The following is a 24,187-nucleotide window of genomic DNA, read 5'->3' as shown; positions in this document are numbered from 1 at the left end:
ACGTCGTTTGCATGGCACGGCAGCGCGGGCCGGGCGGCTCGCAGAGCCGAACCTGGGATCTCGCTGAAAGTACCCTACCGCCCGACCTGATACGGCCCGCCCTTTTCGAGCGCGCGCGCATACGCTGGCCGCGCGTGGATGCGCTCCAGGAACGCCATCGCCTTGGGGTGGCCCTGCTCCAGCCCGCCGCGTGCTTGGGCTGCTTCCAGCGGAAAGCTCATCTGGATGTCGGCGGCGGTGAATTCGCTGCCCGCGAACCACTCGCTCTTGCCGAGCTCGCCTTCCCAGTAGTCCATGTGCTGCTTGAGCTGCGGATTGACCAGCGCGGTCAGCGCCTGGTTGCAGACCTTGCGGACCAGCGGGCGGAGAAGCGCCGGCGTGCGCTTCGGCATCAGCGTAAACAGCAGCTTCAAGAGCAGCGGCTGCATCGCCGACCCTTCCGCATAGTGCAGCCAATAGGTGTATCGCAGACGTTCCGGCGTGTTCGGCGGCGGGATCAGCCGACCATTGCCGTAGGTGGCGATGAGATATTCGATGATCGCGCCAGACTCGGCGATGGTGTTGCCGTTGTCGGTGATGACCGGCGACTTGCCGAGCGGATGGATGGCGCGCAGCTCCTTCGGCGCGCGCATATCCGGCTGGCGTTGATAGCGCACGATCTCGTAGGGCACGCCCAACTCCTCGAGCAGCCACAGCACGCGCTGCGAGCGGGAATTGTTGAGGTGGTGAACGGTCAGCATCGCGCAGGTCCCCAGCTTGGCTTGGTCGGTTGCGCCGTTGGTGCCAGCCCGGGGACGCAATGTCGAGCCATCGGTGCGGATATTTTCACCCGGGTATATTGACGCCAGAAATTTACCCGGGTATTAAACTGCCAACGCGATCAGTTTGGCAATGATTCCAATGCAACCGACCTTCACAGCCTTCATCGGCCAGCACCGGCTGGCCTCGGGAGCGGCGGGCGACGTCGCACTCGCGGTCAAGCGGGCGGGGTCGCAGCCGGACCAGCCGATCATCATTTTCGACGACGGGACCGGGCGGTCGATCGATTTCGACCTGCGCGGCGAGGATCACGAGGTGCTGGCGCGGCTGGCCAAGCTCATGCCGCCGCCACCGACCGAAATCAGCGAACCGCCGAGCGAGCCGCGCGGCCGCGGCCGACCGAAGCTCGGCGTGGTCGCGCGCGAGGTGACGCTATTGCCGCGGCACTGGGAGTGGCTCAACGCGCAAGCCGGCGGCGCCTCGGTCGCGCTGCGCAAGCTGGTCGACGAGGCCAGACGCGCCAGCGGCGACAAGGACCGCGAGCGGAAGGCGCGCGATGCGGCCTATCACTTCATGTCGACCATGGCCGGCAACCTGCCGCAGTTCGAGGAAGCCTCGCGCGCACTGTTCGCGGATGACCGCCGGCGCTTCACCGGGCTGATCGCTGACTGGCCGACCGACATCCGCGATCACATCGTCAAGCTCGCCTACAGCGACCCCGCTTAAGGCGCGCGCAGCATTCACCCCCATCAACGGCCGAGCCGCGCATCGCGCGGCAACGGCTTCGCACGCCCTGATGAAAGGCAAATCCATGTCCGCACCCGCACCTCTCTCGACGACGTTTCTTCGCTTCCTCGCACCGCTGATGCTGAGCAACGCGCTGCAATCGCTGTTCGGCACCGTCAGCAACGTCTATCTCGGTCAGATGATCGGCATCGACGCGCTCGCTGCGGTCTCGGCCTTCTTCCCGGTGATGTTCTTCCTGTTCGCCTTCGTCATGGGCCTCAGCACCGGCGCCACCGTGCTGATCGGCCAGGCCTTTGGCGCGGGCGAGCACGGCCGGATCAAGCTGGTCGTCGGCACGACGCTCGCGATCGGTCTAATGCTCTCGGCAACGGTTGCACTCGCTGGCGGGATCTTCAGCCGGCAACTGATGCTCATGCTCGCGACGCCCGCTGATATACTCGACCAGGCCAGCGCCTATGCCCGCATCATGCTGCTCACCATGCCGCTCGGCTTCGTCTTCCTGCTGATGACGGCGATGATCCGCGGCGTCGGCGACACCGTGACGCCGCTCCTCGCACTGGCGCTGTCGACCGCGATTGGCCTGATCCTGACGCCGCTACTGATCCGCGGTGCCTTCGGATTGCCGGCGGCGGGCATCACCAGTCCGGCATGGTCAGCTGCGATTGCCAACGCGCTGACGCTGATCGTGCTGGCCGCCCACCTGCTCCGGAAAAAGCACGCGCTGGCACCGGACGCTGCACTGCTGCGTCATCTGCGGCTCAATGGCGCCGTGCTGGGAAAAATCCTCGGTATCGGACTGCCGAGCGCAATTGGCATGGTGGTGATGGCGATTGCCGAGCTGGTGTTGCTTGGGCTCGTCAACGGCTTCGGCTCAAACGCCACGGCCGCGTACGGCGCCGTCAATCAGGTGATGGGCTACACACAGTTCACGGCAATGTCGATTTCGATCGCGGTCTCGATCCTCGGTGCGCAGGCGATCGGCGGCGGCGACAGGGCGCGGCTCGACGGCATCGTGCGCACCGGACTTGCGTTCAACCTCGTGCTGACCGGCGGGCTGGTGGCGCTGATCTATCTCGTACCACGTGCCGTGCTCGGCATCTTCATCACCGACGGCGCCGTGCTCGATCTGGCGAAGCAACTGCTTTACATAGCCTTGTGGAGCTCGGTGCCGTTTGGCCTCGCCACGGTGTTTTCCGGCGCCATGCGCGCCGCCGGCGTCGCCTTGACGCCGATGCTGCTGGCGATCTTCGCCATTGTCGCGATCGAGTTGCCGTCTGCAGTGATCCTGAGCCGCACGATCGGCGTTAAGGGCGTATGGGCCGCCTATCCGATCGTGTTCTGCGCCATGCTCGTTTTGCAGATGGGCTATTACCTCGTGGTGTGGCGCAAGCAAACGATCCGGCGTCTGATCTGACGAAATCATCAAGGTATTATGATCATCATTAAACGGTGGACCTGTGGCGCGGCCTGCGCCACAATGCGCGAAAATGCCGCCAGGGAGATCGAATTGACCCGCACAGCCCCGCAATTCCTATTCGATTTCGGCAGCCCGAACGCCTATCTCAGCCATCTGGCGATCCCGGCGATCGAGCAACGCATCGGCGTCAAGTTCGAATATGTGCCGATCCTGCTCGGCGGCATCTTCAAGGCGACCAACAACAAGTCGCCGGCCGAGACGCTCGCCGGCATCAAGAACAAGCGCGAATTCCACGCGATCGAGACCGAGCGCTTCATCAAGCGCTTCAAGGTGCAGCCCTACGTCATGAATCCGTTCTTCCCTGTCAACACGCTGAACCTGATGCGTGCGGCGATCGCGGCGCAGCTCGAGGGCGTGTTCGAGGCCTATGTCGAGGCGGCCTTCCACCACATGTGGCGCGAGCCGAAGAAGATGGACGATCCCGAGATCGCCGCGAAGGCGCTGGCGTCATCCGGCCTCGATGCGCAAAAGCTGTTCGCCCGCGCGCAGGAACCCGAGGTGAAAGGCAGACTGATCAAAAACACCGAGGAGGCGGTGGCGCGCGGCGCGTTCGGCTCGCCGACCTTCTTCGTCGGCAACGAGATGTTCTTCGGCAAGGAGCAGCTGCGCGAGGTCGAGGAGATGGTGCTGGGGAAGTGATTTCCGTATAGCTTTGAAAGCTGGCAATCTCCTCTCGTCGTCCTGACGAAAGCCAGGACGACGGCAAAGAAGTAACAACAAGGACAATCCCATGCGTATCCTCGTGGTCGGCGCCGGCGCCATCGGCGGCTATTTTGGTGGCAGGCTGTTGCAGGCCGGCCGCGACGTCACCTTCCTGGTCCGGCCGCGCCGCGCCAGCGAGCTCGCGAGCGCCGGCCTCGTCATCAAGAGTCCAAATGGCGATGTGACGCTGAAGGGCCCGCCGACCGTGCAAGCGGACAAGCTCGCGGAAAAATTCGACGTCGTGCTGCTGAGCTGCAAGGCGTTCGACCTCGACGACGCCATCAAGTCGTTCGCGGCCGCCGTCGGGCCGAACACCGCGATCATCCCCATGCTCAACGGCATGAAGCATCTCGACGTCCTCGACCAGAAATTCGGCGCCGGGCGCGTGCTGGGCGGGCTCTGCGCCATCGCCGCGACGCTGAACGACAAGCGCGAGGTGGTGCAGCTGCAGCCGATGCAATCGATCAATTACGGCGAGCGCGACGGCAAGCTGTCGGACCGCGTCAAGGCAATCGACGAGGCCTTCAGGAGCGGCATCAATGGCGCCTCCGCCAGCCAGAACATTATGCAGGACATGTGGGAGAAGTGGGTGTTCCTCTCGACGCTCGCGGCATCCACCAGCCTGATGCGCACCTCCGTCGGCAACATCCTCGCCGCCCCGGGCGGCAGGGACTTTCTGCTCGGCATGTTGGACGAGACCAGCGCGATCGCCGCGGCGTCGGGCTACGCACCGGGCGGACCATTCTTCGAGCGGGTGAAGGGCAATCTGACCACCGAGGGCTCGCCGATGACGGCATCCATGTTCCGCGACATCAAGGCGGGCCTGCCGGTCGAAGCCGATCACGTCATCGGCGATCTCATCGCACGCGGCGATGCTGCCAAGGTGCCGGTGCCGAAGCTGCGCATCGCCTATACGCATCTGAAGGCATATGAGAAGCAGCTGGCGGGGTAGGGGCAGCTACACTCTCAGCTGTCGTCCCGGACAATCGAGCGATAGCGAGCGCTGATCCGGGACCCATAACCACAGCAAGTGGTTATTGCGCGAGACGGAAGCTACGAGTCTTCGCAAAACGCGATCCTGTGGCTATGGGTCCCGGATCGGCGCGCGCTTGAGGCGCGCTGGTCCGGTACGACGGCAGAGTTTGCCGCAACAGCCCCGGCTATTTCAGATGCGCGAGATAGTGCGAGACGGCGGTGACTTCCTCATCGCTCATGTGATAGGCGACATCGGCCATCGCGGCGACGCCGCTGCCGACGCGCTGGCCCGCTTTATAGTCGTGCAGCGCCTTGACCAGATATTCCTCGCGTTGACCCGCGAGCCGCGCAACCGCCTTGGTGCCGGCATAGCTGTCCGTGTGGCATGAGGCGCAACGGCGGCCGGCAGCTACCTGCGCGCCCTTTTTCGAAAGGTCCGGATCCCCGTCCTCCGGTCCCTTCGGCGGCGTCAGCTGCGAGAAATAGGCGCCGAAATTGCGGATGTCCTCGTTGTTGATCTCCTCGACGATCGGCTGCATCTGGTCGTTCTTGCGCGAGCCGGCACGGAAGAACACCAGTTGCCATTGCAGGAATTGATCGGGCTGACCGGCCAGCGAGGGAATGTTCTCGGTCTGCGAGATGCCGTTCTCGCCGTGACAGCCGGCGCAGGCCGCCGCCTTCTCCTTGATCGCGGAATTATCGGCGGCGCTTACGGAAAGGGCGCCGAGCGTCAGGAGCGCAACCGCGCTGATTGCGTGCGAGATGAACTTCCGGCGCATGATGGGAATTCCGATCTGTCGAGTTCGTCGTTCCGGGCGTGCGAAGCACGAGCTATGATGCGCAATTGCGCATCGGACAATCCATAACCCCCGCTCGCGGGTATGGGTTCCGGACTTGCGCGCAAATCGCGCACAATCCGGAACGACGGCATGGGACTTTGAGAATGAAAGAGGCTGCGACCGTCGCCCGGTCGCAGCCTTCCGTTACGTCGCGCTACTTCTTGCTGTAGCTGATGCGATAGATCGCGCCGGCCCAGTCGTCGGCGACGAGGATCGAGCCGTCCTTGGCGAGAACGATGTCAGCGGGACGGCCGAGATAGCCCTGGTCACCCTCGAGCCAGCCGGAGGCGAAGATCTCCTGCTTGGGGTTCTTGCCGTCGGGCCCGACGATCACGCGCACGATGCGCGCGCCCTGATACTTGTGGCGATTCCAGGAGCCGTGCTCGGCGATCAGGATGTTGTTCTTGTATTCGGCGGGGAATTGGTCGCCGGTATAGAACTTCATGCCGAGCGGAGCGACATGCGCGCCGAGATTCAGCACCGGCGGCGTGAACTCCGAGCACTTGTGGCCCATCGCGAACTTGTCGTCGGGCAGATTGCCCTGGTGGCAATAGGGATAGCCGAAATGCTCGCCGATCTTGTTGATCATGTTCAGCTTGTCTGAGGGCAGATCGTCGCTGATCCAGTCGCGGGCATTCTCGGTGAACCAGTATTTGCCGGTGCGCGGATCGACGTCGCCGCCGACGGAGTTGCGGACGCCGAGCGCCCAGATCTCGGCATTGCCGGTCTTGGGATCGACGCGCCGGATCTGCGCGACGCTGGTCGGCGGCATGCCGATATTGAAGGGCGGCCCGAACGGCAGGAAGAACCAGCCATCCTTGTCGACCGAGATGTATTTCCAGCCATGCGCGGCATAGGACGGCATGTCGTCGTAGACGACCTTGCCGTCGCCGAGCTTGTCGAGATTGGCTTCGGCGTCGTCGTAGCGGATCAGCTTGTCGACGGCGATGACGTAGAGCGCGCCATCCTTGAAGGCGAGACCGGTGGGCATGTTCAGCCCCTTGAGGACGGTCTTGACCTCCTTCTTTCCGTTGTTGTCCTTGATGGCATAGACGTTGCCGAGGCCGAACGAGCCGACGAACAGCGTGCCCTTGTCACCCCAGGCCATTTGCCGCGCGGCCAGCACGCCGGCGGCGTAGACCTCGATCTTGAAGCCCGGCGGCAGCTTGATCTTCTTCATCATCGCCGCGAGCTCGGCCTCCGACGCGCCAGTCGGCGGACCCGAAGGCGGTGCCAGGCCCTTCTGTGCCTCGGTCTCGTCGCCGAGGAACCAGTCGTCCGGCGGATGGGTCCAGAACTCCTTGGTGCCGGATTCGTATTTCTTCAACCCCCGGTTCTTGTCCTGCTGTTGCGCGTTGCCAGCGCTGGTCCCCGCGAGAAGGGCAACCGCTGCAACCGCCAGAACGGATTGAAAGACGGATTTATGGAATTTCATCGCGTCACTCCCCTAAGGCAGCCGTCAGGGCTGCACGTTATTTTATTTTGCTAGTCGAGAGGCGAAGTTTTGGGTCGGTCAGGACGACAGACACAAAAAGGTTAGCACATCTGCGAGCGGTGAGAAGCGCGCCGCGTGCACCGCGATTGCGCGCCGTGAAAATTGAGACGGAACGTCAACGAGGGGCGAACGGCGCGACGACAACGCTCGCGCTGCAGCGCGGAATAAAGTTGGCGCGCGGATCGTTTGCAGGCGGCTCGCGGGGCGGATCATACAAAAAAATGCGAAAACAACCCCATGCACAGTAGAACGGCTCAGGCCGGGTTGTTCTCGCTGACACCGGACAGACATTTGAAGCGTCGAGCAAAATAGCAATCGCGGCGCTTACGAGACGACGGGGTAGGGCCCATCATCGAACACCGTGTCATGATAGCCTTTCGACCCGATCTCGCGCGCCAGCGCGCTGCGAAAATCGCGGTCACCATGCAGGCTGCGCAGCACATGCGCGAAGTCGAATTCGGGCCGCCAGCCCAGCTCGCGCCGCGCGCGTTCGTTGACATAGACGCGGTCGATCTCGGGGAAGAGGCGCCAGCCGCGCGCCGCATAGAGCTGCGCACATTCCGGATAGAGCTCGCGCACGACATTGGCGGCATCGCGCGCGAGCGCGGCGAGATGGCGTTGCTCGAACGGGCTCGTGGCCGAGACGATGTAGCGGGCAAACCCGATTCTGGGCGCGCGCTCGGCGGCGAGCAGGTGGGCGCTCACCGCATCCGCGATATCCAGCCGGCGATAGAGCAGCTCGTTGGCCTGCGCGTTCTCGGTTGTGTAAGCCGACCGCATCGCCGGATCGTCATCGGCTTCCGGAAAGAAGCGCGAGGTCCGCAAGATGACGACCGGCAGGGTACGCTCGCGAAAGAACAGCTCGCAGAGGTTCTCGGCCATCAGCTTGGTCGTGCCGTAGATGTTCTTCGGCACCGGCGGCAGGTCCTCGCTGACCCAGACGACAGCCTGTCCCGCCTCCGGCCTGAGCTGCGAGCCGAACGCGCTGGTGGTGCTGGTGAAGACGAAGCTCTTCACGCCGGCGGCCGCGGCCGCCTCGAGCAGATTCAGTGTGCCGGTGACGTTGGTGTCGACGAAATCCTGCTTGCCGTGGGTCGCCACATGCGGCTTGTGCAGCGTCGCGGTGTGGATCACGGCAGTTACGCCCGCCATCTGGCGCCGGACGAAGGCTGGGTCGACGATGGAGCCGACGGCATCGGTGAAGGGCGATGGCTTCAGATCAAGCCCGCGCGCGGGCGAGCCGCGCGAGCGGAGTGTCCGGATAATCGCCTCCCCGAGGTGACCGGCGCTGCCCGTGACGAGAATTGTCATGCGAAACCCAATAAAGCCGCCAGCGGCGTGGAAAACCACGGCCCGACCCGGTTTGGCTGGATGCTCTGGGAAAAATTGGAGCGGGCGAAGGGGCTCGAACCCTCGACCCCGACCTTGGCAAGGTCGTGCTCTACCACTGAGCTACACCCGCATCCTGTGTCGGTCGCGTGACGCGCCGGCAACGGCTGTCGTATGCCAAAAGCGGGAGGGGAATGCAACAGCTACCGGCGGCATAGATTCGCAATCGGAGGCCCCATATCGACCCTGAATGCGACCAAATCGCCCGAAACTGCCCCGGAACCGGCGAATCGACCGCAATGGATTGAAATTCGGCCGTCCCGGCCCAATTTAGGAGCCGACGACGCGCATCTGCATCGACGACGTGCTAAACAGCCGCCATTCCAGACATGACGAGGGGATCCCGTGACGATCATCGACCAGGGTAACGGAGCGGCGGGCCCGGCCGCCGCCGATCTGATCAAGGACACCACCACCCAGACCTTCGTGAAGGACGTCATCGAGGAATCGAAGCGCCAGCCGGTGCTGATCGATTTCTGGGCGGAGTGGTGCGGCCCCTGCAAGCAGCTCACCCCGGTGCTGGAAAAGGCGGTCAAGGCGGCCAAGGGTAAGGTCAAGCTGGTCAAGATGAACATCGACCAGCACCCGGCGATTCCGGGCCAGATGGGCATCCAGTCGATCCCGGCCGTGATCGCCTTCGTCAACGGCCAGCCGGCCGACGGCTTCATGGGCGCGGTGCCCGAAAGCCAGCTCAACGCCTTCATCGAAAAGCTGACCAAGGGCGTGACCGCGCCGGGCGAGGTCAACGTCGCCGAGATCGTGCAGGAGGCCGAGGCCGTGCTCGCCGAGGGCGACACGGCTGCGGCCGCGCAGATCTATGCCGAGGCCCTCCAGCATGATTCGACCAACATCGCGGCGCTTGCGGGCCTTGCGAAGTGCTACGCGGTCTCCGGCGCGATGGAGCAAGCCAAGCAGACGCTGGCCATGGTGCCGGAGTCCAAGCGCAACGATCCCGCTGTGAGAGCGGTGCAGACCACGATCGACCTCGCCGAGCAGGCGGAAGCGCTGGGACCGGTGGCCGAGCTGGAACAGAAAGTCGCCGCAAACCCGCTCGATCATCAGGCACGATTCGATCTCGCCACCGCGCTCAACGCGCAAGGCAACCGCGCGGCCGCCACCGAGCAGTTGCTCGAGATCATCAAGCGCGACCGCAAGTGGAACGACGACGGCGCCCGCAAGCAGCTGGTGCAGTTCTTCGAGGCCTGGGGCGGCACGGATGATGCAACCGTCGAGGGACGCAAGCGTTTGTCGACGATCCTATTTTCGTAGGGCGTGCTGGCAACGCCAGGGGACCGGGCAGATGCCGATCAACATCGAATATCGCGGGCCCGCCGACCTTCCGGAGATCATTCCGGTATTTCCGCTGCCCGGCGCGCTGCTGCTGCCCCGCGGCCAGATGCCGCTGAACATCTTCGAGCCGCGTTACCTTTCGATGGTCGACGATGCCTTCCGCGACGGCCATCGCCTGATCGGCATGATCCAGCCCGATGTGGCGCACTCGCCGAAGGATTCCGACAAGCCGGCGCTGTTCCGCGTCGGCTGCGTCGGCCGCATCACCCAGCTCGCCGAATCCGGCGATGGCCGCTACATCCTCGAGCTCACCGGCGTCTCGCGCTTCAAGGTGGTCGAGGAGCTCGACGTGCTGACCGCCTACCGGCAGTGCAAGGTGGATTTCTTCGCCTTCGTCGACGATTTCACCGCGCGCATGGGCGAGGACCAGGTCGATCGCGAAGCGCTGCTGGCGGTGCTGGCGGACTTCCTGAAGGCCAACAACCTCAAGGTCGATTGGGAGGGCGTCGAGAGCGCCCCCAACGAGGCGCTGGTCAACGCGCTGGCAATGATGTCGCCCTATGGACCCGCGGAGAAGCAGGCCATGCTGGAGGCGCCCGACTTGAAGACCCGCGCCGAGATCCTGATCGCGGTCACCGAGATGGACCTCGCCAAGAAGCGCACCAGCGGCGATCCACCGCTGCAGTGACGGCCTGAATGCTCACGCAGCGCGGATGGCCGCTCCGGAATCTTTCCGCAGCATTGTGGCGACGTCGGATGCAGGCATCGGCCGGCTGAAATAGTAGCCTTGCGTTTCGGCGCATCCCTCTTCATGGAGGATATCCAGCTGCGCCTTCGTTTCGACGCCTTCGGCGGTCGTCGTCTTGCCAAGGCTGACGGCGAAACGAACCACTGCTCGCGCCAGATGGCGCGCCTCTGCCCTCGCGCTGGATAGTTCGCCCACAAAACTGCGGTCGATCTTGACCTTGTCGAACGGGAATCTTTGCAGAAAGCTCAGCGACGAATAGCCGGTGCCGAAATCGTCCAGGGCGATTCGTACGCCGAGCTCGCGCAGCTGAGCGAGGACCGCAAAAACAGCGTCGCTGTCATGCATGATTACGGTCTCGGTGACCTCGAGCTCGAGCCTGTGCGGCGCAATTCCTGAACTCGCCAGCGCGCCGACAACGACCGGAACAAGCTCCGTGCTCCTGAATTGAGCGGGAGACAGGTTGATTGCGATCCTGACATAGGCAGGCCATTTGGCAGCTTCCGCGCAGGCGGTCCGCAAGACCCATTCTCCCAGCGGCACGATCAAGCCGGTTTCCTCCGCAAGCGGAATGAATTCGCTCGGCAGGACCAGGCCTCGCTGCGGGTGATGCCAGCGTAGCAAGGCCTCGAAGCCGATGGTCTTGCCGGTGGCAGTGCTGACGAACGGCTGGTAGTGAAGCTCGAATTGACGGCCGGCAAGCGCATCCCGCATGTCGCGCTCCAGATTGCGTCGCGCATGCATGAGCTCGTCGAGTTCCGGCTCGAAGAAACGAAATGCTCCGCGTCCGCCACTCTTGGCCGAGTAGAGCGCGAGATCCGCGCTCTTCATGATCACGTCGGAATCGTTGCCATCGCGCGGCGCGATGGCGATGCCGATGCTGGTGCCCACCGTGACCCGGTGATCGCCGAGATCGAAGGGTTCGCAAAGTGCCTTTCTGATGTTCTCGGCGAGGGCGGCGGCCTCCACGGCCGGGTTGGTCACGTAATCGATCACCGCGAATTCGTCGCCGCCCAGTCGGGCAATCAACGCGGTTTCCGTGGTGCATTCGCGCAGACGCGCAGCGACGGCGCGCAGCAGGGAATCGCCCGCCGGATGTCCAAGCGTGTCGTTGACTTCCTTGAAGCGATCGAGGTCGAGCATGAGCACGGCCAGATCGAGGCCGCCGTTGCGCGTAACCGCAATGGCATGCTCCATACGTTCCCTGAGCAACACGCGATTTGGCAGATCGGTCAGCGCGTCGTGTTGCGCCATATGTGTGATCTTGGCCTCGGACCGGCGTTGCTCGGTCACATCGAGATGCGTGGCCACCCATCCGCCACCGGCCATCGGCTGTCGCGTCACGCGGATCAGCCGACCATCCGCAAACTCGTCGATCCTGCTCGAGACTGCATCGAACGGCAGGGCCGCCAATTTCGAGATGAATTGCTCGGCAGCACCCTCGCTGGAATCGCCCTTGAGGATTCCCTTCACAATACGATGCCTGATGATCTCGGTGTGCGATGTCCCCGTCCGCAGCAGTTCCGGCGGCAACCGATACAGTCGGGCATAACGCTCGTTGCAGACGACAAGCCGCTTTTCGGCATCGAACATGCAAAGGCCCTCGACCATGTGGTTGATCGCCGTGTCCAGCCGGACCGTCTGGTCCTGCAGTTCCTGTTGCGAGTCTTCGAGCTGCTGCCGGGCGTCCGAAAGCTGGCTGATGATCTCCTCGAACTTGGCGGTTCTGCTTGCCAGGCGACGATCGGCCAGCACGCCGATCAGGCTCATGCCCAGCACAGATAGCGCGACACCGGCGATAGCAAGCGCGAGCACGGCCGGAGAAAGCGACAGGGCGCCCGTCGCACGCGTTGGATCCGGCGTGATCTGCACGGCGCCCATGGCCGTGAAGTGGTGCGATACGATGGCGAGTGTCAGCAGGACCGCCGCTGCGAGCGTACCCCGGTAGTTCTGATACCTGATCGCGACGGCCAGGGCGGCATAGCCGAGGCACATGCCCAGAATGATCGACACGAACACGAGGTCCAGCGACCAGGCGACGCGGCCCGGCACTTCGAGTGCCCACATTCCGAGATAGTGCATGCTGGCAATGCCGCCGCCGATGATGACGCCACCGGCCGCCGCGCGCCACCGGCCGGAATCGCCGACCGCAACGCCGAAGCCCCCCGAGGTCAGAAGCATTGCCGTCGCAAGCGAAAGTGCCGTCAGCACGATTCCGTAGCCGGTCGTAACGCCGGGCTCGTAGGCGAGCATGGCGACGAAATGGGTCGCCCAGATTCCGTATCCGATGGCGGCGCCGGCAATCGCGATCCAGATCAGCTGCGTTCTTGCACGCGCCGCGATCGCACGATGGAAGATACTGACTGCAACAATACTCGCGACGAAGCAGACCAGGCCGGCGAGCAAGACGAGCCGGAAATCATGCTCGACGGTAAGGCAAGACAAAACGCGGAACATCCAATATCGCTCCATCGCCAATAGTGTCGATGGTGGTCGGGCTAAACGTCGTTCGCGTTAATTTCGTGCAACGCCTGATTGCATGCTTACCAGCGCGTTAATGCTTCGGGCGCAATTTGATTTTGCCGCGCATTGCGCATGTCTTACCGCAATCGCGCCCAAGCTGAGGGAACAACGCTTGCAACGACCGGCAACGTAATCCTAGAGGCGATTGCGAATGTGCTTGCGTCCGGTGAACATCGCGCGGATCAGGTTCTCGCGCTGGAGAATCCCCATCAGCACCACGCCGAGCACGTGCAGCACGACCAGCACGATGACCGCGTCCGATGAATAATGGTGGGCATCCTCGACCCACCAGACGCCGAAAAAGGTGACGGTCACCGACATCGCGCCCGTGATCGTCGACACCGCCAGCGAGACCAGCAGCGCCACCAGCATCAAGGTGCCGGCGGGGTTGAGCCCGATATAGCGGCCGGTGATGCCGCGGCGCAGATTCCAGAGATAGTGTGGTGCGGCGCGCAGCCTGACGCCGACCATCCGGAAGCGCGAATAGCGGCTTCCCATCAAGCCCCAGAGCAGACGGAAGGCGAGAAGGCCGATGACCGCATAGCCGACGATGCGGTGAAGGCCGTCATAGACGGTCGGCGTGAACCACGCCATCAGAACTGAGATCGCAAGAAGCCAATGCCAGAGGCGCAGCGGGAGGTCCCAGACCGCGACCGTCCGCGAAATGATTCGATTCGCGGGGGTCCTGTCGGACGCCCCGCGCGTTTGTCGCGCCGCTTCTTCCATCAAGCCCGTTTCGCTTTGGGGCTCACTTGCCGCAGTTTACTTGCGCAGCTTACTTGGCAATCGTGTGCTTCAGGCTGAGGTCCTCGGGGCTGTAGAACAGCTCGTAGAGTTTGCCTTCCTTGACGCCGTAGACCTCATAGCACGAGCCTTCGATCTTGGAGCGCCGCACCTCGTAGCCCAGCGCCTTGGCCTTGGCTTCGGCTTCGCTGGCCGGCTTCCACGACGCCTTGTCGAGCTTGGTGCAGTCCTTGAAACCGTCGGCCATGGCCGCCGATCCCATACCAATCCCGATCGTCAGCGCAATGGCAACAACACGAATGACCTTCACGAAACGTCTCCTTCTCTGTCGTGTGCGCTACGCGAGCCGCGAAGCGGGACTGAAGGAACCAAAGGTGATGGTGAAGTCAATCCGGTATGGGGCCATTTGGATTTAGAGTTGTTCTAACAACAGCCAAAAGATCAGCGCTCTCCGCGTGCAGCCTGCATTCGCAGGGTCTCTGCGGCCTTACGCCTCACGGGCCGGATGAACTGCTGGCCTCGCCAGTTGCGCTAGGCCGCGCTCCGCATTCCCGGATCGTTGCGCTGCAGCCAGTCCGTCCAGCGGAGACGTCCGCGCACACCCTGGCTGACGACAAAGCCCATGCCACGCGCCTTCGGCTCGGACAGGCCGATCGGCAGGATTTTCCGATGCAGTCTCCTTGCATCCTGGTATTGGCGGGCGAAGGTAACGAGATCGAGATCTTCGGGGCCGCCGATCTCCGCACGCACGCCGCGCTGCCCGTCGAACGTGCAAGTCAGAACGTGATCGGCGACATCCGACGTATCGACAGGATTGAACAGCGTCGTTGGCACCGGCCACACCGGAAGCCAGGCGAGGCTCGAGAGCAACCTGTCGAGCGGGTAATAGAACGGCATCGCGCGAACGATGGACCAGGACAGAGCTGACGCACGCACCAGCCGTTCGCCGGCGAGCTTGACCCGCGCGTAGGGCAGGGTCGCCTGGTCGAGACCGACGATCGAGACGTGCAGGACGTGCTGCACCTCGGCGGCCCCGCAGAGCGACAGCAGCCGCTCCGTTCCCTCGACGTCCACTGCGGAGGGCGATCTGAAGAAATCGATCGGACGAATGCTGCCGCGCCGCGCGATCGGCGAACAGGTCGCCGCATTGATGACCGTATCGACGTCATGCAGCGCTTCCCGCAACCCGGCGCCTGTGGCGAGATCGCCTGCAGCCCACTCGACGCCCGATCGCATGCCCGGCGATCGCGCAAACACCCGGACGCGACGTCCGTCGCGAACCAGGCGATCGACGATATCCCTGCCGAGATGACCTGTGCCTCCGGTGACGAGTGTCAGCGCCATGCGAGGCTCCGTCTCGGTGCGCGATGTTCGAGATTGCTCCTGACCGCTTCGACATGATTGACGGAGCCGAGCAACGCCGCCTGTTCGGCGGTCTCCGCGGCGAGACCGACCGCCGCGTCGCAAGTTGCGGACAGGTTGAGCAGTCGCTTGGCGGCACGGATGGCACCGGGGCTGCGGCCCGCAATGTCACGCGCCGTTACCAGCGCGGCCGCCACGGGGTCATCGACGAGCCGCGTCGCAAAGCCGTAGGCAAGCGCTTCGTCGGCCGAAAAAACGCGCCCGGTATAGGTCAGCTCACGCACCACATCCTCGCGTGCGAGATGACGCATCAATTGCGTGCCGCACATATCAGGCACCAGACCCCATTTCGTCTCGATGACCGCGAGCTTCGTATCGGGTGCGAGATAGCGCAGGTCGGCGCCGAGCGCGAGCTGGAAGCCGCCGCCGAAGGCAACGCCGTGCACCGCTGCAACCACGGGCACCGGCAGCTCGCGCCAGAGCCAGACGAGGTGCTGGGCATAGTTCGCGATGCCGTGGGTTCGCCGCGTCAGGTCCACGGACGGGAGCAACGGTTCGCCCTTCGCCGTAGCGAGAAGGCGGTCCAGATCGAGGCCTGCGCAGAATGCGCGCCCTTCGCCGGAGAGAACGACGGCGCGGATGTCTTTGCGCGCACCAAGCTGCGTACCGACCTCGATGACCGCCTTGAACATCGCGGGGTCGAGCGCATTCATCTTGTCCGGACGGTTCAGCCGAACATGGGCCACGGCATCGTCGATGGTCAGACGGACACGATCGGTCATCGTGCTTCTCCTTTGGCCTGCATCGGCAGGTTCAGTATCCGGCGACCGCCAGCGCGACCACGGCGGCGAGAGCCTTCCAGCCAAAGCCGCGTCCGCGCGACCACCAGGCGTTGGCGGCGGCCGCAAAGCCGTAGACGGCGACGATCGTCGCCACGATCCAGTGTCGCGCGCTGTCCGATCCCAACATTGGTGCCGCAAGCAGGAGCATGCCGCCGCCGATCCAGGCTACCGTACCGGCCTGCCAGACCAACCGGATCAGCGTGCGCAGGCTTTCCGGGGTGATGGTCGCTTTGGCGAACACCTTGGTTTCGCCCAGTACGCCATGGATCAGGGCAACCACGATTCCGGCGGCGCCGGCACATTGCAGCAGCAGATCACGCATCAGCAGACCCTCGCCTATTTCGTCCATACAACACTGTATGGAAAGATAGGCGCTGGCCTGCCGCCCGTCAATACACTAGTGTATGGTCAGACCCTGGGAACCCGACATGACCGAACAGCTCTCCGCCGACGACTGGATCAAGGAGGGGCTCAAGGCGCTCGCCAGAAGCGGTTTTACGGCGCTGAAAGCCGATCCGCTCGCCAAGGCCATGGGCGTGTCGCGCGGCAGCTTCTATTGGCATTTCGCCGATCTCGCAGCATTCCAGGCCGCCGTGCTGAAGCGCTGGCGCGAGATCGCGGCGGAGCAGATCATTGCCGACGTCGAGGCCGCCAGCGACGAGCCATTGAAGGCGTTGCTGCGCAGGTCGTTCGGCGCGCGGCTCGACCTCGAACGCGCGGTACGCAATTGGGCGGCCTTCGATGCGGCGGCGCAAGGGGCAGTGCGCGCGATCGACCGCCGCAGGCTCGACTATATCGAAGGGCTGCTGGAAAAACGCGGGCTCACCCCGGCAACCGCGCAGGCCCGGGCCCAGATCCTGTACTGGACATTTCTCGGCTTTGCCCTGTCGGGCACGCCGGTGCCGGCAGCACGGCTCCAGGCCCTGCTCGACGAGGTCTTAACGATGGTCTCCGCGTAGATTCTTATTTTGACGCGTTTTCGTTCCGCGAACCGGTACCCACTTCGCTGGAAAACGCTTTGGCAGCCGCGATGGGCGGATGCGAATTTCTGTGCTAGAGGCAGCCGACTGCCGGAGACCATCAATGAACGCGCCCACCGAACGTCCCGAAGCCAGCGTCGATCCGAAACTGCTGGAGATTCTGGTCTGCCCGCTGACCAAGGGCCCGCTGGAGTTCGACGCCGCGCGGCAGGAGCTGATCTCGCGCAGCGCCAAGCTCGCTTATCCGATCCGCGACGGCATCCCGATCATGCTGCCGGAAGAGGCGCGCAAGATCGATTGACGTTTTGTAGCCCGTTCGTCCTTTGGAGCGATGCCCACGCCACACCCTGTCGTCCCGGCGAAAGCCGGGACCCATAACCACAGGGAGAGGTTTGGCGCGATGCTGGTAACCCCGAGCCTTCGCAAAACGATTGCTGCGGCGTATGGGTCCCGGATCTGCGCGCGCTTGAGAGCGCGCTTGTCCGGGACGACGAGGAGAGAGCGGGGCGCGAGCGCTCTTGAAACGTCTGCCTACAGCGCCTCGCCCTTCAACAAGCGCGGCACTTCACCAGTCAAACCAGCCGCCTGGCGGATGAAGAGATTCTTCAGCGGCGGGGCGCGGTCGACGAGGCCGAGGCCGATGTCGCGCACCGTGCGCAGCAGCGTCGACTGGTTGGAGAACAGGAAGTTCAGCGAGTTGGTGGCAACGCCCATCGCCATGGTGTCGAACCGGCGCCAGCGCTGGTAACGGTCCAGCACGTCGGCGCCGCCGAGATCCATGCCGAGCCGCGCGGCATCGACGACGACCTCGGCCAGCGCGGCAACATCCTTCAGTCCCATGTTGAGGCCCTGGCCCGCGATCGGATGGATGACATGGGCGGCATCGCCGACCAGCGCCAGGCGCTCGGCGATGAAGGAGCGCGCGACGAAATAGGACAGTGGGAATGCGCGCGGCTTGTCGAGCGCCCTGACCTCGCCGAGATGCAGACCAAAGCGCTGCTCGAGTTCAGCGTGGAACTCCTCATCACTGAGCGCAATGATGCGCGCGGCCTCGCTGCGGCGCTCGGTCCACACCAGCGACGACCGCTTGCCGGATAGCGGCAGAATCGCGAATGGGCCGGCGGGCAGAAAGTGCTCTTCGGCGCGGCCCTCGTGATCGCGTTCGTGGCCGACGGTGACGACGATGCCGGACTGATCATATTCCCAACCATGGGTGGCGATGCCGGCGCGCTCACGCAGCCTGGATCTGGCGCCATCGGCGGCGACCAGCAGGCTCGCCGCGATCACGCTGCCGTCGCCGAGCGTCACATCGATGCCTTCGGACCGCGCGTCATAGGAGGCCACCGTGGTGGCGCGCAAATCGATGCCCTCGGCCTCGGCGCGCGCCACCAGCGCATCGATCAGGCGGCGGTTCTCGACCATATGGGCGAAGGGCTCGCCCGGCGCGACATCGCCGGCGAAGTTCAGGAAAACCGGGCGCGTAGCGTCCTCCAGCTTGGAATCGGTGACGACCATGTCCAGGATCGGCTGCGCCTCGCCCCGGACATCGTCCCAGGCGTCGATCGCCTCGAACAGGCGGCGGCAGGCGGCCACGATCGCGGTGGCGCGCGGGTCGCGGCTCGGACGCATGCTGAGCGCGGGATCGGCCACGATGACGGGAATCTCGGGCCCGAGCCCCTGGCGCAGCGCCAGCGCCAGCGCCAGCCCTGCAAACGCGCCGCCGCCAATGACAATGCTACCCTGTACCGACATACCCGACTTTCCCGGCCAATTCCTGGTCTTGCTAGCAGACTTGAGGTGGGCGAAACAGTGCGGTGAAACAAGGGCGGAACGGCCCGAATGTCATTCCGGAGCTTCAATCCGGAAATGACGGCAAGAAAGCTCACGCATGTCCAAAAGCCTGATCGACCTCATTTCGATCCTCGACCTCGAACAGCTCGAGGTGAACCTGTTCCGCGGCAACAGCCCGAAGACGAGCTGGCAGCGGGTGTTCGGCGGCCAGGTGATCGGGCAGGCGATGGTGGCGGCCTGCCGCACCGTCGAGGGCCGGCTGCCGCATTCGCTGCATTGCTATTTCATCCTGCCGGGCGACCCGCAGATCCCGATCATCTACCAGGTCGAGCGCCTGCGCGACGGCAAGAGCTATTCGACGCGCCGCGTCACCGCGATCCAGCACGGCAATGCGATCTTCTCGATCATGGTGTCGTTCCACGCCGAGGAGGAGAGCGCGTTCGACCACCAGGACAAGATGCCCGACGTGCCGCCGCCGGAAAAGCTCACGGCGGAGGAGGTGGCGAAGCAGCCGATGTTCAAGGAGATGCCGGAGTTCATCCGCCGCTACTACGAATCCGATCGTCCGATCGAGCTGCGTCCGGTCGAGCTCGGCCGCTATTTCGGCCAGAAGATCGGGGACGGCCGCATTCACGTCTGGATCAAGACCGCTGCGAAACTGCCGGACGATCCGGCGCTGCACATGTGCGCGCTCGCCTACGCCTCGGACTTCTCGCTACTGGACGCGATCATGGCCCGCTATGGCCGCACGCTGTTCGACAAGCGCATGATGCCGGCGAGCCTTGACCACGCGATGTGGTTTCACCGCCCGTTCCGCGCCGACGAATGGCTGCTCTACGCCCAGGATTCGCCGAGCGCACAAGGCGGCCGCGGCTTGACCCGCGGCTCGATCTTCAAGCCCGACGGCACGCTGGTCGCCTCCGTCGCGCAGGAAGGCTCCGTGCGCGAGCGGAGGGCGTGATCGCTTAGAGCGAGCCGCGCGGAGCGAGTTCGGTCTGCGACGCAAACCAGTTCATGATCCAGCGATACACCCACGGGATCGGGATGATGAAGCTGCACAGGATCGCGGCCACGATTCCGCGCCACAAGATCTCAAGACCGCTGCCCTTGAACACGATTTCGCGCCGTGTGCCTTCGACGCTGCGGCAGAACCAGCGCATCTGCGCGGCGGCGACCCAGGCCCAGCCGATGATGGTGATGATCGAGATCGCGAACAACAGGCTCCAGCCGATATAGGCCCAGATCGAGCCGGTGAAGCTCAGGCCCAGCGGCTGCCCGTTGGAGGCGAGGTTCGCGACCATCCATTTGATCAGCAGCCAGTAGAGGACGATCTGCACGATGAACAGCAGGTTGCTGAGCAGCTGGCTTCCGATGAACGAGATGGCGATCGCCAGGACGATGAAGCCGAAATACCAGGGCACCAACGTCATCGCATTGCCGGTGAAGCTGAGATTCGGACGACCCGGGACCTTCACGCAGGACACGATCCATTGCGTGTACCAGACGAACACCCACGGCGCCGGCAGGACGAAGATCATTCCGATCAGCAAGGCGATGCTGCGCCAGGTGAACTCGAGGATGCCGAAATCGACCGCCAGCGATCCTTCACCTGCGCCACCATAGCCACCAGCGCCAGCATAGCCACCGCCGCCCATCATCGGCGGTCCGCCGGCCGGCATCATCGGCGGCGCGCCGCCGCCTCCGATCAAGCCGGGGATTTCGGCGGCCTTCTGCCAGCCGGCCATGCCCTCGGTCCAGACCAGCGTATCCGGGCGCACGACGCCTTGGGCGATGAGATCGCGGAACTGCCCTTCCGCAAAGGGCCCTTGCTGCTTGCCCTCGGATGCGTAGAACCAACTCGCCATATAGCGTCCCCCCAAAATACTTATGTACCGCCCGGGACCGGCAGGTTCACCCGATCCATGCCGAAAATGCATTGTGAAGGATGGACGGCTGCCCTGTACAGAGGCGGCCGTTCACATGGCCAAACTGTTTTTCCGCTTCAATCTGCAACTTTTTTGTGCCATTTGCCCGGAAAGATGCCAGATTGACGCAGCGCCGGGGACATACGGCGCGGCGCATCCCGGGGAATAGGCCTGCCATGAAACTCGTCGTCGCGATCATCAAACCCTTCAAGCTCGATGAGGTCCGCCAGGCCCTGACAGCGATCGGCGTCCACGGCATGACCGTGACCGAGGTGAAGGGCTATGGCCGCCAGAAGGGCCACACCGAGATTTATCGCGGCGCCGAATATGTCGTGAACTTCCTGCCGAAGCTACGCATCGAGATCGCGGTCGCGTCCGACGTTGCCGACAAGGCGGTCAGCGTGATCACCGCGACCGCGCGCACTGGCCAGATCGGTGACGGCAAGATCTTCGTCACGCCGATCGACCACGCGCTGCGTATCCGCACCGGCGAAACCGACAGCGACGCACTCTAGAGTTTTGTTTTGACGCGTTGCCTTGACGCGAACCGGTATCCGCTTCGCGCGAAAACGCTCTGATCCATCTTCTTCGATCGCACCGGGCAACGACGCCACAGGGTGCGACGCAATCTATGCTGGGGGGAACGACATGGCGGGATATTTGCGCCGCGCAGCCGCTATGGCTGCGCCGATCGGATTTGCGTCTGCCATTGCCTCGCCGGCGCACGCCGCAGGCTCCGAGATCAACACTGCCGACACCGCCTGGATGATCGTCGCCACCGCGCTGGTGCTGATGATGACGATCCCCGGACTTGCGCTGTTCTACTCCGGCATGGTGCGCAAGAAGAACGTGCTTGCCACCATGGCGCAGAGCCTCGCCGCGGTGACGCTGATCTCGATTCTCTGGGTCGCGTTCGGCTATTCGCTGTGCTTCGTCGGCGACGGACCGTGGATCGGCACGCTCGACCGCTGGTTCCTGGCGGGCATGACCATGGACAGCGTCAACCCGGCGGCCAAGACGATCCCGGAATCGCTGTTCATGCTGTACCAGATGACGTTTGCGATTATCACGGTGGCGCTGGTCGCGGGCTCGGTCGCCGATCGCATGCGGTTCTCCGCCTACCTCCTGTTCTCCGTCGCGTGGTTCATCTTCGTCTATATTCCGCTGGCGCATTGGGTGTGGGGCGGCGGCTTTCTCGCCAGCACGGGCGTTTTGGATTTCGCCGGCGGCCTCGTGGTGCATTTGTCCGCCGGCACCGGCGGCCTCGTCGCCGCGAAGGTGATGGGGCGCCGTCACGGCTACGGCACCGAGAATCTTTCGCCGTTCGATCTCTCGCTGGCGGTGATGGGCACCGGCCTGTTGTGGGTCGGCTGGTTCGGCTTCAACGGCGGCTCGGCCGGCGCGGCCAATTCGCGCGCGGTGATGGCGATCATTGCAACGCATCTCGCCGCTTGCGCCGGCGCCCTGACATGGGGCGCGATCGAATGGTCGACGCGGCGCAAGCCCTCGGTGCTCGGCATGATCTCCGGCGCGGTCGCAGGCCTCGGCACCATCACACCGGCCTCCGGGTTCGTGGCGCCCTGGCATGGCATCGTCATCGGCATCATTGCCGGTGCGGTTTGCTACTGGGCCTGCACTTGGCTGAAGCACCGCTTCAACTATGACGATTCGCTCGACGTGTTCGGCGTTCACGGCATCGGCGGCCTGACCGGCACCCTGCTTGGCGGCGTGTTCGCAACCAGCGCCATTGGCGGCACCGCCGGCCTGATCGAGGGCCACCCGCAGCAAGTGTTGATCCAGCTCTATGGCGTCGCCGTCACCTTCGTGTGGTCGGCGGGGGTGAGCTTCGTCCTGCTCAAGCTGGTCGGCCTGTTCGTGCCCTTGCGCGTATCCCGTGAGCACGAGCTCGAGGGGCTCGACATCTCGCAGCATGGCGAGGCGCTTCAGTAACAGGGGCTTGTGCAACACATAAGTACGTGCTTATGTGTTGTCATGATCGAAGCCGACATCTTCAAGGCGCTGGCCGACCCGACGCGCCGCAAGGTCTTTGAAAAGCTCGCTGGCGGAAGCCTGAATGCCAGCGCCTTGCGCGACGGATTGGAGATCAGCCAACCCGCGATGTCGCAGCATCTTTCGGTGCTGCGCGCGGCAGGCCTCGTGCGCGAACAGCGGCAGGGCCGCTTTGTGAATTACGAAGTCGACCCGGACGGAATTGTCGCCATCGGGGCATGGCTTGCGCGCTACCGCGCCTATTGGCCGAAGCGCATGGAAGCACTCGCTGACCTCCTGAAGGACATGGATCAATGAGCGACACCGTGAAGCCTGATCGTCCCGACGAAGCCCTCGTGCTCGAATATGATTTCGATGCACCGCCGGCAAAAGTCTGGCGCGCCGTGACCATTCCTGCATTGCGCGAGCGCTGGCTGCCGGATTGCGATCTTGCCGGCGCCGAGCCGGAATCAACGATCGCAGGTGAAGAGGTGCGCTACCGGCTTCGCGATTCCAAACCGCCATTTCGCGAGAGCCACGTCATCTTCCGGATCGAGCCGAACGAACACGGCGGCACCCGCTTTCGCATCATCCAGCAAGCCTGCGACGAGCGAACAAGTCTGCCGCAGCCGGCCAATAGCAATTGCTGCCTGATGCGCGCGGCGGCCTAGCAACAACACAACTTTCATCACCTGCAGACATGGAGGTCGCCGATGCGCGACATGCTTCAGCTCGTCCCTATGGTCGTCGAACAATCCGCTCGCGGTGAACGATCCTTCGACATCTACTCGCGGCTGCTGCGCGAACGCATCATCTTCCTCAACGGCGAGGTCAATGATGCGATGTCCGGGCTGGTTTGCGCGCAGCTGCTATTCCTGGAGGCGGAGAATCCGAGCCGGCCGATCAATCTCTACATCAATTCCTATGGCGGCGTGGTTACCAGCGGGCTCGCGATGTACGACACCATGCAGTTCATCAAGGCGCCGGTTCATACGCTGTGCATGGGCACCGCGCGCTCCATGGGCTCGTTCCTGCTGATGGCCGGCGAACCCGGTCACCGCGCCGCGCTGCCCAATGCGAGCCTTCACGTGCATCAGCCGCTCGGCGGCTTCCAAGGCCAGGCGTCAGACATCCTGATCCACGCCAACGAAATGCAGGAAACCAAGCGGCGCATCACCAGGCTCTATGCGCAGCATTGCGGACGGACTGAAGAGGAGGTGGAACGGACCCTGGACCGCGACCACTTCATGACCGCGCAGCAGGGAGTCGAATGGGGATTGGTCGACCGGGTTTTTGCTGAGCGCGACGCCATCTGATGGCGCGACAGCGGCCCTCAGCGGGATCCCCTCGGCGAGTGCTCGTCTGCTCGACCCGCGACCGCCGCGATGAGCGTATCCCGTAAGCAGCGGGCGCAGTGGTCTCGATATTTCTCAAGTCCTTCCCGTATCAAAATACCTTTTGACTGCCCGACGCATGAGCAACATTGTGTCGGCAGCCTGTCCTGCCTGCGTTTTGAGCAGAGGTGACCACGTTTTGAGCGCGACGTAATATCGCACTGCACGGCAATGCGCGTTAGACGCGAAAACACGCGTTTTCATAATCCGTTAGGCAAC

General features: G+C 63.9%; 26 protein-coding genes and 1 tRNA gene. 14 read left to right on the top strand and 13 right to left on the bottom strand.

The genetic code is table 11. The annotated features are described in order from the left end of the window. Positions 1-74 precede the first annotated feature (74 nt). The gene (locus BLV07_RS08915; RefSeq protein WP_091883067.1) at positions 75-740 is read right to left on the bottom strand and encodes a glutathione S-transferase family protein; all 666 of its coding nucleotides are present in this window, start codon (positions 738-740) and stop codon (positions 75-77) included. A gap of 160 nt (positions 741-900) precedes the next feature. Here BLV07_RS08915 and BLV07_RS08910 point away from each other — a divergent pair, with 160 nt between their 5' ends. The 4 genes from BLV07_RS08910 (at position 901) to panE (ending at position 4,637) form a co-directional block, all read left to right on the top strand. Continuing rightward, positions 901-1,485, top strand: a complete 585-nt coding sequence (locus tag BLV07_RS08910; protein ID WP_176945425.1) for a DUF2239 family protein — start codon at positions 901-903, stop codon at positions 1,483-1,485. 85 nt (positions 1,486-1,570) lie between these two features. Further along, a complete protein-coding gene (locus tag BLV07_RS08905) occupies positions 1,571-2,920 on the top strand; it encodes an MATE family efflux transporter (RefSeq protein ID WP_244551022.1) in 1,350 nt (449 codons plus the stop codon). Between the two features lie 93 nt (positions 2,921-3,013). Next, a complete protein-coding gene (locus tag BLV07_RS08900) occupies positions 3,014-3,622 on the top strand; it encodes a 2-hydroxychromene-2-carboxylate isomerase (protein WP_091883062.1) in 609 nt (202 codons plus the stop codon). A 91-nt stretch (positions 3,623-3,713) separates the two neighbouring features. Further along, the gene (gene panE / locus BLV07_RS08895) at positions 3,714-4,637 is read left to right on the top strand and encodes a 2-dehydropantoate 2-reductase (protein WP_091882720.1); all 924 of its coding nucleotides are present in this window, start codon (positions 3,714-3,716) and stop codon (positions 4,635-4,637) included. 208 nt (positions 4,638-4,845) lie between these two features. Here the strand turns inward: panE and BLV07_RS08890 are convergent, their stop codons facing one another. The 4 genes from BLV07_RS08890 to BLV07_RS08870 all read right to left on the bottom strand — a co-directional run bounded on the left by BLV07_RS08890 (position 4,846) and on the right by BLV07_RS08870 (position 8,456). After that, positions 4,846-5,439 carry a c-type cytochrome gene (locus tag BLV07_RS08890; protein ID WP_091882717.1) on the bottom strand — a complete coding sequence of 198 codons (594 nt, stop codon included), beginning with the start codon at positions 5,437-5,439 and terminating at the stop codon, positions 4,846-4,848. A 214-nt stretch (positions 5,440-5,653) separates the two neighbouring features. After that, positions 5,654-6,934: a PQQ-dependent sugar dehydrogenase gene (locus BLV07_RS08885; RefSeq protein ID WP_091882714.1), complete on the bottom strand. Its 1,281-nt coding sequence runs from the start codon at positions 6,932-6,934 to the stop codon at positions 5,654-5,656. Between the two features lie 384 nt (positions 6,935-7,318). Then, positions 7,319-8,305, bottom strand: a complete 987-nt coding sequence (locus BLV07_RS08875; RefSeq protein ID WP_176945424.1) for an NAD-dependent epimerase/dehydratase family protein — start codon at positions 8,303-8,305, stop codon at positions 7,319-7,321. A 76-nt stretch (positions 8,306-8,381) separates the two neighbouring features. Continuing rightward, a tRNA-Gly gene (locus BLV07_RS08870) sits at positions 8,382-8,456 on the bottom strand. A 272-nt stretch (positions 8,457-8,728) separates the two neighbouring features. Between BLV07_RS08870 and trxA the strand changes: the two genes are divergently transcribed. Together trxA and BLV07_RS08860 are read left to right on the top strand one after the other, a co-directional pair. Next, a complete protein-coding gene (gene trxA, locus BLV07_RS08865; protein WP_091882708.1) occupies positions 8,729-9,652 on the top strand; it encodes a thioredoxin in 924 nt (307 codons plus the stop codon). A gap of 31 nt (positions 9,653-9,683) precedes the next feature. After that, positions 9,684-10,361: an LON peptidase substrate-binding domain-containing protein gene (locus BLV07_RS08860; RefSeq protein WP_091882705.1), complete on the top strand. Its 678-nt coding sequence runs from the start codon at positions 9,684-9,686 to the stop codon at positions 10,359-10,361. A 12-nt stretch (positions 10,362-10,373) separates the two neighbouring features. Here BLV07_RS08860 and BLV07_RS08855 read toward each other — a convergent pair whose 3' ends face one another. The 6 genes from BLV07_RS08855 to BLV07_RS08830 form a co-directional block, all read right to left on the bottom strand. Continuing rightward, positions 10,374-12,875 (bottom strand): EAL domain-containing protein, encoded by a 2,502-nt coding sequence (locus tag BLV07_RS08855; RefSeq protein WP_091883059.1) that lies wholly within the window; start codon positions 12,873-12,875, stop codon positions 10,374-10,376. A gap of 201 nt (positions 12,876-13,076) precedes the next feature. After that, positions 13,077-13,667: a cytochrome b/b6 domain-containing protein gene (locus BLV07_RS08850; RefSeq protein ID WP_091882702.1), complete on the bottom strand. Its 591-nt coding sequence runs from the start codon at positions 13,665-13,667 to the stop codon at positions 13,077-13,079. Between the two features lie 49 nt (positions 13,668-13,716). Next, on the bottom strand, positions 13,717-13,995 hold the full coding sequence (locus BLV07_RS08845) for a PepSY domain-containing protein (RefSeq protein WP_091882699.1): 279 nt from the start codon (positions 13,993-13,995) through the stop codon (positions 13,717-13,719). 221 nt (positions 13,996-14,216) lie between these two features. Then, on the bottom strand, positions 14,217-15,029 hold the full coding sequence (locus tag BLV07_RS08840; protein ID WP_091882696.1) for an SDR family oxidoreductase: 813 nt from the start codon (positions 15,027-15,029) through the stop codon (positions 14,217-14,219). Next, positions 15,020-15,829, bottom strand: a complete 810-nt coding sequence (locus BLV07_RS08835) for a crotonase/enoyl-CoA hydratase family protein (RefSeq protein ID WP_091882693.1) — start codon at positions 15,827-15,829, stop codon at positions 15,020-15,022. Before BLV07_RS08835 ends, BLV07_RS08840 begins: the two co-directional genes overlap by 10 nt. 31 nt (positions 15,830-15,860) lie before the next feature. Further along, a complete protein-coding gene (locus BLV07_RS08830) occupies positions 15,861-16,211 on the bottom strand; it encodes a hypothetical protein (RefSeq protein ID WP_091883054.1) in 351 nt (116 codons plus the stop codon). 106 nt (positions 16,212-16,317) lie between these two features. On the opposite strand from BLV07_RS08830, the gene BLV07_RS08825 reads away from it, so the two are divergent. Next, a complete protein-coding gene (locus BLV07_RS08825; protein WP_176945423.1) occupies positions 16,318-16,848 on the top strand; it encodes a TetR/AcrR family transcriptional regulator in 531 nt (176 codons plus the stop codon). 124 nt (positions 16,849-16,972) lie between these two features. Beyond that, on the top strand, positions 16,973-17,170 hold the full coding sequence (locus tag BLV07_RS08820; protein ID WP_028133418.1) for a Trm112 family protein: 198 nt from the start codon (positions 16,973-16,975) through the stop codon (positions 17,168-17,170). 230 nt (positions 17,171-17,400) lie between these two features. Here the strand turns inward: BLV07_RS08820 and BLV07_RS08815 are convergent, their stop codons facing one another. Beyond that, complete coding sequence (locus BLV07_RS08815; RefSeq protein ID WP_091882687.1) at positions 17,401-18,621, bottom strand: ubiquinone biosynthesis hydroxylase; 1,221 nt, start codon at positions 18,619-18,621, stop codon at positions 17,401-17,403. 136 nt (positions 18,622-18,757) lie between these two features. Between BLV07_RS08815 and tesB the strand changes: the two genes are divergently transcribed. Continuing rightward, positions 18,758-19,621, top strand: coding sequence for an acyl-CoA thioesterase II (gene tesB / locus BLV07_RS08810; protein ID WP_091882684.1), 864 nt, complete (start codon positions 18,758-18,760; stop codon positions 19,619-19,621). Between the two features lie 4 nt (positions 19,622-19,625). Here tesB and BLV07_RS08805 read toward each other — a convergent pair whose 3' ends face one another. Beyond that, positions 19,626-20,525: a DUF4339 domain-containing protein gene (locus BLV07_RS08805; protein ID WP_091882681.1), complete on the bottom strand. Its 900-nt coding sequence runs from the start codon at positions 20,523-20,525 to the stop codon at positions 19,626-19,628. 236 nt (positions 20,526-20,761) lie between these two features. On the opposite strand from BLV07_RS08805, the gene BLV07_RS08800 reads away from it, so the two are divergent. The 5 genes from BLV07_RS08800 (at position 20,762) to BLV07_RS08780 (ending at position 23,890) form a co-directional block, all read left to right on the top strand. Continuing rightward, positions 20,762-21,100: a P-II family nitrogen regulator gene (locus tag BLV07_RS08800; protein WP_028176997.1), complete on the top strand. Its 339-nt coding sequence runs from the start codon at positions 20,762-20,764 to the stop codon at positions 21,098-21,100. 133 nt (positions 21,101-21,233) lie between these two features. Continuing rightward, positions 21,234-22,535 (top strand): ammonium transporter, encoded by a 1,302-nt coding sequence (locus tag BLV07_RS08795; protein ID WP_091882676.1) that lies wholly within the window; start codon positions 21,234-21,236, stop codon positions 22,533-22,535. Positions 22,536-22,577: 42 nt separating this feature from the next. Continuing rightward, entirely contained in the window at positions 22,578-22,892 is a 315-nt protein-coding gene (locus tag BLV07_RS08790) for an ArsR/SmtB family transcription factor (protein ID WP_018646000.1), read from the top strand. After that, on the top strand, positions 22,889-23,245 hold the full coding sequence (locus tag BLV07_RS08785) for an SRPBCC family protein (protein ID WP_091882673.1): 357 nt from the start codon (positions 22,889-22,891) through the stop codon (positions 23,243-23,245). The genes BLV07_RS08790 and BLV07_RS08785 overlap by 4 nt, the downstream gene beginning before the upstream one ends. A gap of 42 nt (positions 23,246-23,287) precedes the next feature. After that, positions 23,288-23,890 (top strand): ATP-dependent Clp protease proteolytic subunit, encoded by a 603-nt coding sequence (locus tag BLV07_RS08780; protein WP_091882669.1) that lies wholly within the window; start codon positions 23,288-23,290, stop codon positions 23,888-23,890. Positions 23,891-24,187 lie beyond the last annotated feature (297 nt).

This window comes from Bradyrhizobium sp. Rc2d, from assembly GCF_900099855.1.
Classification (GTDB): domain Bacteria; phylum Pseudomonadota; class Alphaproteobacteria; order Rhizobiales; family Xanthobacteraceae; genus Bradyrhizobium.
Note: the sequence above shows the minus strand (reverse complement) of the source record. Positions and strands in the feature narration are given on the sequence as shown.

Coding starts and splice junctions, on each gene's coding strand:
- BLV07_RS08835 (WP_091882693.1), bottom strand. CDS start 15,829: ATGACCGATCGTGTCCGTCTGACCATCGACGATGCCGTGGCCCATGTT.
- BLV07_RS08860 (WP_091882705.1), top strand. CDS start 9,684: ATGCCGATCAACATCGAATATCGCGGGCCCGCCGACCTTCCGGAGATC.
- panE (WP_091882720.1), top strand. CDS start 3,714: ATGCGTATCCTCGTGGTCGGCGCCGGCGCCATCGGCGGCTATTTTGGT.
- BLV07_RS08915 (WP_091883067.1), bottom strand. CDS start 740: ATGCTGACCGTTCACCACCTCAACAATTCCCGCTCGCAGCGCGTGCTG.
- BLV07_RS08790 (WP_018646000.1), top strand. CDS start 22,578: ATGATCGAAGCCGACATCTTCAAGGCGCTGGCCGACCCGACGCGCCGC.
- BLV07_RS08910 (WP_176945425.1), top strand. CDS start 901: ATGCAACCGACCTTCACAGCCTTCATCGGCCAGCACCGGCTGGCCTCG.
- BLV07_RS08885 (WP_091882714.1), bottom strand. CDS start 6,934: ATGAAATTCCATAAATCCGTCTTTCAATCCGTTCTGGCGGTTGCAGCG.
- BLV07_RS08840 (WP_091882696.1), bottom strand. CDS start 15,029: ATGGCGCTGACACTCGTCACCGGAGGCACAGGTCATCTCGGCAGGGAT.
- BLV07_RS08785 (WP_091882673.1), top strand. CDS start 22,889: ATGAGCGACACCGTGAAGCCTGATCGTCCCGACGAAGCCCTCGTGCTC.
- BLV07_RS08830 (WP_091883054.1), bottom strand. CDS start 16,211: ATGCGTGATCTGCTGCTGCAATGTGCCGGCGCCGCCGGAATCGTGGTT.
- BLV07_RS08820 (WP_028133418.1), top strand. CDS start 16,973: ATGAACGCGCCCACCGAACGTCCCGAAGCCAGCGTCGATCCGAAACTG.
- BLV07_RS08905 (WP_244551022.1), top strand. CDS start 1,571: ATGTCCGCACCCGCACCTCTCTCGACGACGTTTCTTCGCTTCCTCGCA.
- BLV07_RS08850 (WP_091882702.1), bottom strand. CDS start 13,667: ATGGAAGAAGCGGCGCGACAAACGCGCGGGGCGTCCGACAGGACCCCC.
- BLV07_RS08875 (WP_176945424.1), bottom strand. CDS start 8,305: ATGACAATTCTCGTCACGGGCAGCGCCGGTCACCTCGGGGAGGCGATT.
- BLV07_RS08780 (WP_091882669.1), top strand. CDS start 23,288: ATGCGCGACATGCTTCAGCTCGTCCCTATGGTCGTCGAACAATCCGCT.
- BLV07_RS08815 (WP_091882687.1), bottom strand. CDS start 18,621: ATGTCGGTACAGGGTAGCATTGTCATTGGCGGCGGCGCGTTTGCAGGG.
- BLV07_RS08795 (WP_091882676.1), top strand. CDS start 21,234: ATGGCGGGATATTTGCGCCGCGCAGCCGCTATGGCTGCGCCGATCGGA.
- BLV07_RS08800 (WP_028176997.1), top strand. CDS start 20,762: ATGAAACTCGTCGTCGCGATCATCAAACCCTTCAAGCTCGATGAGGTC.
- BLV07_RS08855 (WP_091883059.1), bottom strand. CDS start 12,875: ATGTTCCGCGTTTTGTCTTGCCTTACCGTCGAGCATGATTTCCGGCTC.
- BLV07_RS08805 (WP_091882681.1), bottom strand. CDS start 20,525: ATGGCGAGTTGGTTCTACGCATCCGAGGGCAAGCAGCAAGGGCCCTTT.
- BLV07_RS08825 (WP_176945423.1), top strand. CDS start 16,318: ATGACCGAACAGCTCTCCGCCGACGACTGGATCAAGGAGGGGCTCAAG.
- tesB (WP_091882684.1), top strand. CDS start 18,758: ATGTCCAAAAGCCTGATCGACCTCATTTCGATCCTCGACCTCGAACAG.
- BLV07_RS08890 (WP_091882717.1), bottom strand. CDS start 5,439: ATGCGCCGGAAGTTCATCTCGCACGCAATCAGCGCGGTTGCGCTCCTG.